Source organism: Kitasatospora sp. NPDC004240 (assembly GCF_053603215.1).
Genome location: NZ_JBSGFD010000323.1, coordinates 1 through 6118, shown reverse-complemented (window position 1 = coordinate 6118; position 6118 = coordinate 1). Strand labels below are relative to the sequence as shown.

General features: G+C 72.2%; 7 protein-coding genes and 1 pseudogene. All 8 read right to left on the bottom strand.

Annotated features, from left to right (window positions below):
• Positions 1-35 precede the first annotated feature (35 nt).
• Positions 36-185: a hypothetical protein gene (locus ACWEQL_RS40225; RefSeq protein WP_167745251.1), complete on the bottom strand. Its 150-nt coding sequence runs from the start codon at positions 183-185 to the stop codon at positions 36-38.
• Positions 186-259: 74 nt separating this feature from the next.
• Entirely contained in the window at positions 260-643 is a 384-nt protein-coding gene (locus tag ACWEQL_RS40220; RefSeq protein WP_452156232.1) for an ATP-binding protein, read from the bottom strand.
• 301 nt (positions 644-944) lie between these two features.
• Entirely contained in the window at positions 945-1793 is an 849-nt protein-coding gene (locus tag ACWEQL_RS40215) for a helix-turn-helix domain-containing protein (protein WP_452156230.1), read from the bottom strand.
• Positions 1794-1819: 26 nt separating this feature from the next.
• On the bottom strand, positions 1820-2350 hold the full coding sequence (locus ACWEQL_RS40210) for a DUF6879 family protein (RefSeq protein ID WP_452156228.1): 531 nt from the start codon (positions 2348-2350) through the stop codon (positions 1820-1822).
• Positions 2322-2618, bottom strand: coding sequence for a hypothetical protein (locus ACWEQL_RS40205; RefSeq protein ID WP_452156226.1), 297 nt, complete (start codon positions 2616-2618; stop codon positions 2322-2324). Before ACWEQL_RS40205 ends, ACWEQL_RS40210 begins: the two co-directional genes overlap by 29 nt.
• Before the next feature lie 358 nt (positions 2619-2976).
• Complete coding sequence (locus ACWEQL_RS40200; protein WP_452156224.1) at positions 2977-4341, bottom strand: HNH endonuclease signature motif containing protein; 1365 nt, start codon at positions 4339-4341, stop codon at positions 2977-2979.
• A 70-nt stretch (positions 4342-4411) separates the two neighbouring features.
• Positions 4412-4939: pseudogene (locus ACWEQL_RS40195) on the bottom strand (IS3 family transposase); the annotation flags it as partial.
• 462 nt (positions 4940-5401) lie between these two features.
• Positions 5402-6118 (bottom strand): NADP-dependent oxidoreductase (locus tag ACWEQL_RS40190; RefSeq protein ID WP_452156222.1); only part of this gene is annotated, 717 nt, incomplete at its 5' end.

The following is a 6118-nucleotide window of genomic DNA, read 5'->3' as shown; positions in this document are numbered from 1 at the left end:
CGGTGCGGGGCGGCCCTCCTTCTGCGCGGTGCTGGTCACTTGCGGTGGCCTCCGTCACCGGGCGGCGTGCTGCCGTCGGGGTTCGGCGGGTCCGACGGCGGCGTCCACGGGGTGCCCGGGTGCCCGTCCCCCTCGCCGCCACCGCCGCCCGAGCCTCCGCCGCCGTGACCTCCGTCGTGGTCCATGCCGACCTCCCTTGTCGTCGCTGTGATGGTGCCCTCCCGGGGGCCGGGAGGAGTAGAGGGCCGGCCTGCGTTCGCTACCCAGGGCCGGGGACGCGGACCCGCAGGTCCGCGTGGACGGTCTTGCCGAGCGACTCCAAGGACGCGCCCCAGTGCCCGCCGGTCAGGCGGTGGACCAGGGCAAGTCCCCGGCCCGACTCGGCCGACGAGCCCGCCTCGATCAGGCAGGGCAGGGCGCGGGAGCCGTCCCGGACGCTGATCCGCACACACCGCTCCGTGACCCGCTCGACGGTGACCGTCATCCGTCGGCAGCCGGTCCGAACCGCGTTGCCGACCAGCTCGCTGACGATCAACTCCCCCGCCTCGACCAGATCCTCCAGCCCCCAGGCGGGCAGCGCGGTGCGCACCAGGCGCCGGGCCGCCGAAGCGGACCGCGGCGCGTAGGGCCGCGACGCCTTCACCGAACTGGCGGCCGGGGGCGTGGCGGGCTCTCGACGGCGGCGGTCACCATGCACCTCGCACCCGCCGGCGCCGCCCGAGTGTGGCCGTAGCCGGTGGGCGGGGTATGGGGCGCGTGGCCACGGTGGCGCTCCGCTCTCTCGTCGGCGGTGACGGCTGCGCGGACCCGACGGGGGCGGGCCCGCGCAGCAGTCCCGGCTCGCCCGCCGGGGCCGGGTGTCCGGTCCGTCACGGCGGGCGACGGTTCGACGGTAGGGAGTGACCGCGGCTGCGTTCAACGCGATTGCGGGTGATTGCGGTGACTCACCCGAGGGTGTCGATCGCGGTGGTAATGAGCGTTCGGGCTGCCGCGCCGTGGACGGCCAGCTTGGCCAGCTCGGCGAAGGCTCGGTGGTAGTCGGCGAGTTCGCGGGGCTGGGTCACGGTGACCTCGGCGGTCAGCGTCTCCACGCAGCCTTGGTCGTTGTCGAAGAGATAGAACGCCTCCAGCGGCCACATGGTGCGGCGCACGGTGAAGGGGATGATCCCGAGCGAGACCGTCGGCAGCGGCATCACCGCCAGGAGGTGGCCGAGCTGGCCGGCCATCGTCTCCGCGTCGCCGATCCGGTAGCGCAGCACCGTCTCCTCGATGAGGATGACGAACCGGTGGCGGCCGTCGTGCAGCAGCCGGCCGCGCTCGAGGCGGGCGGCAACCGCGTCGGCGACGTCGTCGGGGGTGCCCTGGAACTCGGTGATCGAGTGCATCAGGGCGGTGGCGTAGGCGGCGGTCTGGAGGAAGCCGGGGACGACGTTGGAGACGTAGGCCCGGCAGACCGTGGTCCGTTGGTGCAGGGTCAGCGATTCCTCCTGGACTTGGCGCATGCCGGTGCGGTGCACACGGCGCCACTCCAGATACATCAGCTCCACCGCGCGCAGCGACGCGATCAGGTCGCCGGCCTGGTCGTCGGCGGCGCACGCGGTGCACCAGGCGCGCAGGTCGGTCTCGGACGGCGCCGACTTCCCGCTGAGGATCCGGGAGGTCTTGGAGGGGTGCCAGCCGCACCGGGCGGACAGCTTCTTGCCGTCGATGCCGACGTCCAGCATCAGCTCGCGCAGCCGGGTGGCGAGCGCTGCGCGGGCGGCCTGGGCGCTGGAGGAGGGTGAGGCGGGCATGGGCTGTCTGCTCGGTGCGGGCGGGCTCAGACGGTGTACTGCTCGTGCGGGACGGCCCGCTCCCAGACCGCTTCGAACGCGGTGGCGCAGAGCTTCGCCACGGCGGGGTCCTCGGTGTAGCAGGTACGCGGGTCGGCCCAGTCGCCGTCCCCGGTGAAGTGGTTGAACCGCGCACCCCGGTCGTCGAACAGCCAGAAGTCGTTACCAGGCAGCGCAAGGTCGCAGGCGTTGCGGCGCGGCAGCCAGCGGACCTGCTCGCCGGCCATGATGTTGACCGGGGTCATGGCGTGCAGGTAGCGCGTGTAGAGGGTGACCGGCTCGGACACGATCCGGGCCCGGCGGATGACCACACCCCGCGCGGTCGCCTCGCGCACCATGGCCGTCCAGTCCTGCCAGTACTCCGACTCCGGGTCGAGGTCGGACTCGCCGGTCAGCCGGAACCGCTCGACGGCGTCGGCCTCGTCGGGGACGCCGTAGCTGTCGCGCAGCTCCAGGTGGACCGCCGAGTACTGGGCAGCGGCAAGCAGGTCAGAGAAGCCCATCGCGCTCTGCGTCATCGCATGCCTTTCGCAGGATCGGGATCATCCGGGTGGGAATCCACACCACGGCCTCGTGGCCCGGGATGCCGGCCTCGTGGCCCGGCGCCCAGCTCCGCTCACCGACCTCGGCCTCCAGGTCCTCCTCGGCCTTCACGCCCTGGAACACGAGCCTGCGGTTCGCGCGGTCGAGCCACACCGTCGGCGACCCCTCCTTCCCCGTCTCCGGGTCGATCCCCACGAAATCTAGCCCCACGACACCCTCCAGAACCAAGCCGGTTGCGGTCACTTGCACGTCACCGTTCCGCAGGACTGACGGCCCGTCAAGGGCGCGCGGGCGCAGCCAGGCGGCACGCACCGCCGCTCACAGTCCGAGATTGGAAAGCCTGCCTTCCGCCGGAGGGCCGTCGTCCGAGGGCTCGGGTAGGGTGCCGTGCGACGCTGGCCTCAGCCCATGGTTGGGCATGGCAGGGTGCACCATCCGCGTCGTCCGCAAGCAGGACCCCGGTCCCGGTTCCCACGCGCCCGCCAGGCGTTGGCGAGCAGGGCGCGGTGGCGAGCCCAACCAACCAGGCGTTGGCGGGCTCGGCGAGGCGGAAGCACCGCTGCCACCCAGGGGCGCACCAGCCTCGCCGTTAGGGGACGTCTCAGGCCTGCCCGAGAAACTGGCGGTGCCTGTCCAGTGCGGCCTTGCGGAAGGCCTCGCGCAGCTGCTCGCCCGTGGCTCCGCGCGTTTTGATGGCGTGGCAGTTCGGGCACAGGGCGATCATCGCCTCGGGTATGTCGGAGCCGCCGTGCGCGTGGTCGTCGACGTGATCGACTTCGAGGAGGTAGTCGCCGTTGACGGAGCGGTCGGAGGTGAAGCGGGGGTTGGGACAGGTGGGGTTCTCGCAGGCTCCGAGGCTGCGTTCGAGGACGGCCTGGCGGGCGGCGGCGCTGCGCGACAGCTGTGTTCCGGTGAGTGGCCGGGGGCGGTGCGATCGGCCAGCCGCAGTGGTCTCGCGTGCGGCCTGGTCGAGGTCCCGGTAGCGGGTGGGCGCGGCCATGGTGCGCAGGAGGTCGGCGACCGCAGTGCAGCGGCCGGGCCCGGGCTGGCCCGCCGCCGGATCGGCGGGCAGGGCGTACGCGTTGGTGGCCGCTTCCCACTCCCCGAAGAACGCAGCGGCGTGCAGCTGCACGCACTCCCATCGTGACTGGCTGAGCTCCGCAAGGACCTCCGGATGGTGAGGGAGGATGTCTCCGTCAGGAACTCTGTCTCCGATGAGCGCGTATTCGAAGCTTCCGAAGAGGGAGGCATATGCGCGGCTTCGGTCGAACAGGACGACGCGTTTGCCTCCGATCAGCTCGGTGAGGGCCGGTGAGACTTCCTCAAACCGGAGAGCGCTGGAGACCTGGTCGGCGGACAGCCCCCACGGAGCGAGGTCGCTCTGGGACAGCTCGTTCCAGCCCGGGTTGACCAGTTGGTGCCAGAGCAGGGAACCCGATGTGTCGGCGACGGTGAACTCGCACGACATGAGTGCCACGGCCGGATCGTCTGTTCGGCGTGGAGGTTCGCCGACCGAGGAAACTGCCATGATCACAGCGTCCGGGTCGGCCAGGACCTCGGCCGCCCACTGGGACGCTTGGCGCCGGTCCGCATCCAGGCGAGTGGCACTCGGCTCGGCATCCAACTCCTTTGCCTCGTCTACGTTGTACAGCAGTTCCACGGGAGTGACCTGGACGGATTCCCGCCGATCGCGTCTCTCGGTGACCTCGACCCAGGCAGGGGCGGCGAACTGGAAGGCATCCGGCGCCAGCGTGTTGGCGGGGCGTCTTCCTGCTGCCCGGAGCTCGGCGGCCGTCCGCAGGGCGGCCGGTGTCGCTCGCCAGCGCTGGCCGATTCCGTGGGGCCGGGCGAAGACGGCCCGCGCCGCGGCCGATGCGAACAGCGGCACGCCGAAGCCTGCGGGGATGCCACCACACAGCACGAGTTCGGAGACGGACAGCGCGGGATCCGCGGATGGGCTGGTCACCGGGTGATCGTATGGCCCAGAGGCCCAGAGGTGAGCTGCCCCGAGTTTCGTGGAGTCCGCGATCGTGTGATCAAGCGGTCTGCGGGACTTCCTCCAGGCTCGTCCAGTACGTCTGCTCGTATTCGTCGGGCGGGATGTAGCCGAGGGCGGAATGGAGTCGTTCACCGTTGTACCACGCGACCCACTGGAAGACGGCCCGCTCGACCTCGTCGAAGTCCCGCCACGGCCCCTGATGTTCGATCAGTTCGGCCTTGAACGTGCCGTTCAGGGCTTCGGCCATCGCGTTGTCGTACGAATCGGCGACGGAACCCACGGACGCCGAGGCGCCGACCTCGACCAATCGCTCCGTGTAGCGAATGGACACGCCTTGCGACCCGCGGTCGCTGTGATGAATGAGGCCGGCGCCCTTCTTGATCTTCTGCCGCCACAGCGCCATCTCCAGCGCGTCCAGCGGCAGGTCCGTGCGCATGTGGGTGGCGGCCTGCCAGCCCACGATCCGACGCGAGTACGCGTCCAGGACGAACGCCACGTAGACCCGGCCCGACCAGGTCCGGACATAGGTCAGATTGGCCAGCCACAGCTGGTTCGGCCGCTCGGCGGCGGGCCAAACGGTGCGCCGCAGGGTGCAGCCGGCGGTCGCCCTCATGTGGGGTGCCGGGCCGGCGCCCGGTTCGACGATCGGGCGCCGGCCGAGGACGCCCGGTCGGACGGGCCAGTCCCACCGGCCCGTGGTCTCCCCGGGCTTGCGGGGCCGGGGAGACCACGGGATCGGCCTCAGCGCTGGAACCACCAGATGGTGGCGCTGACGACAGCGGCGCCGGCTGCGCCCTTGAGGGCGCGATGAAGCGGATCCACCGGGGAGTCTTACGGATGTGCGCAGGTCGGCCCGTACGCGGCCTGTATGGGTAACCGGGCTCCCGGCCCGAGCGGGGGAACGTGATCTCCCTGCTCGCACGCTGGCCGCTATCCGCCGATACCCGTCCGGTGGTGCCGGGTGCGGCCCCGGGGGCTGCCTCGCCCTTTCCGACGGCTGCGAGGCGGCGGTATGAGCCGGGGGGGGTCAGGGCAGCAGGACGGCCTTGCCCCGGTTGCGGTGGGCCTCCAGGTCGGCGTGGGCCTGTGCCGCCTCCGCCAGCGGGTAGGTGCGCCAGACGGGCACGGTGAGCCGTCCGTCGGCCGCCAGGCGCACCAGGTCCGGCAGCGCGTCCTCGCCCTGTTCGCCGGTGCCGGCGCTGAAGCGGACGCCGTGCTGCGCGGCGGACATGTCGGCGATGGTGATGACCTTCCCCGCATCGCCGGTCAGGGCGACGGAGTCGGCGAGCACACCGGCGCCGGAGGCGTCGAACACGAAGTTCACACCGCCCGGGGCTGCGGCCGTCACCCGCTCCGCCCAGCCGTCGCCGTAGCGGACGGCGGTGGCGCCGAGCCCGGTGACGCGCTCCAGGTCGCGCTCGGCGACGGTGCCGATGACGGTGATGCCGCGGGCGGCGGCCAGCTGCACCGCGAGGACGCCGACGCTGCCGGCCGCGCCCTGGACGAGCAGGGTCTGTCCCGCCCGCACCCCCAGCTGCCCGAGGACGCGGTGCGCGGTCCGGCCGACCGTGACGAGTGAGGCGGCGGCCTCCCACGACAGGGCCCCGGGCTTGGCCGTCGGTCGCTCCAGCAGGGCGTACTCGGCGTAGCCGCCGCCGACGGTGGCGCCGAGGACCTCGTCGCCCACGGCCGCGCCGGCGCCCTCGCCGACGGCGTCGACGACACCGGCCGCGTCCAGGCCGGG

What these genes read in the sequence shown, in the direction of transcription:
- ACWEQL_RS40225 (WP_167745251.1), bottom strand. Translation starts at nt 185, where the DNA reads ATGGACCACGACGGAGGTCACGGCGGCGGAGGCTCGGGCGGCGGTGGC.
- ACWEQL_RS40215 (WP_452156230.1), bottom strand. Translation starts at nt 1,793, where the DNA reads ATGCCCGCCTCACCCTCCTCCAGCGCCCAGGCCGCCCGCGCAGCGCTC.
- ACWEQL_RS40210 (WP_452156228.1), bottom strand. Translation starts at nt 2,350, where the DNA reads ATGACGCAGAGCGCGATGGGCTTCTCTGACCTGCTTGCCGCTGCCCAG.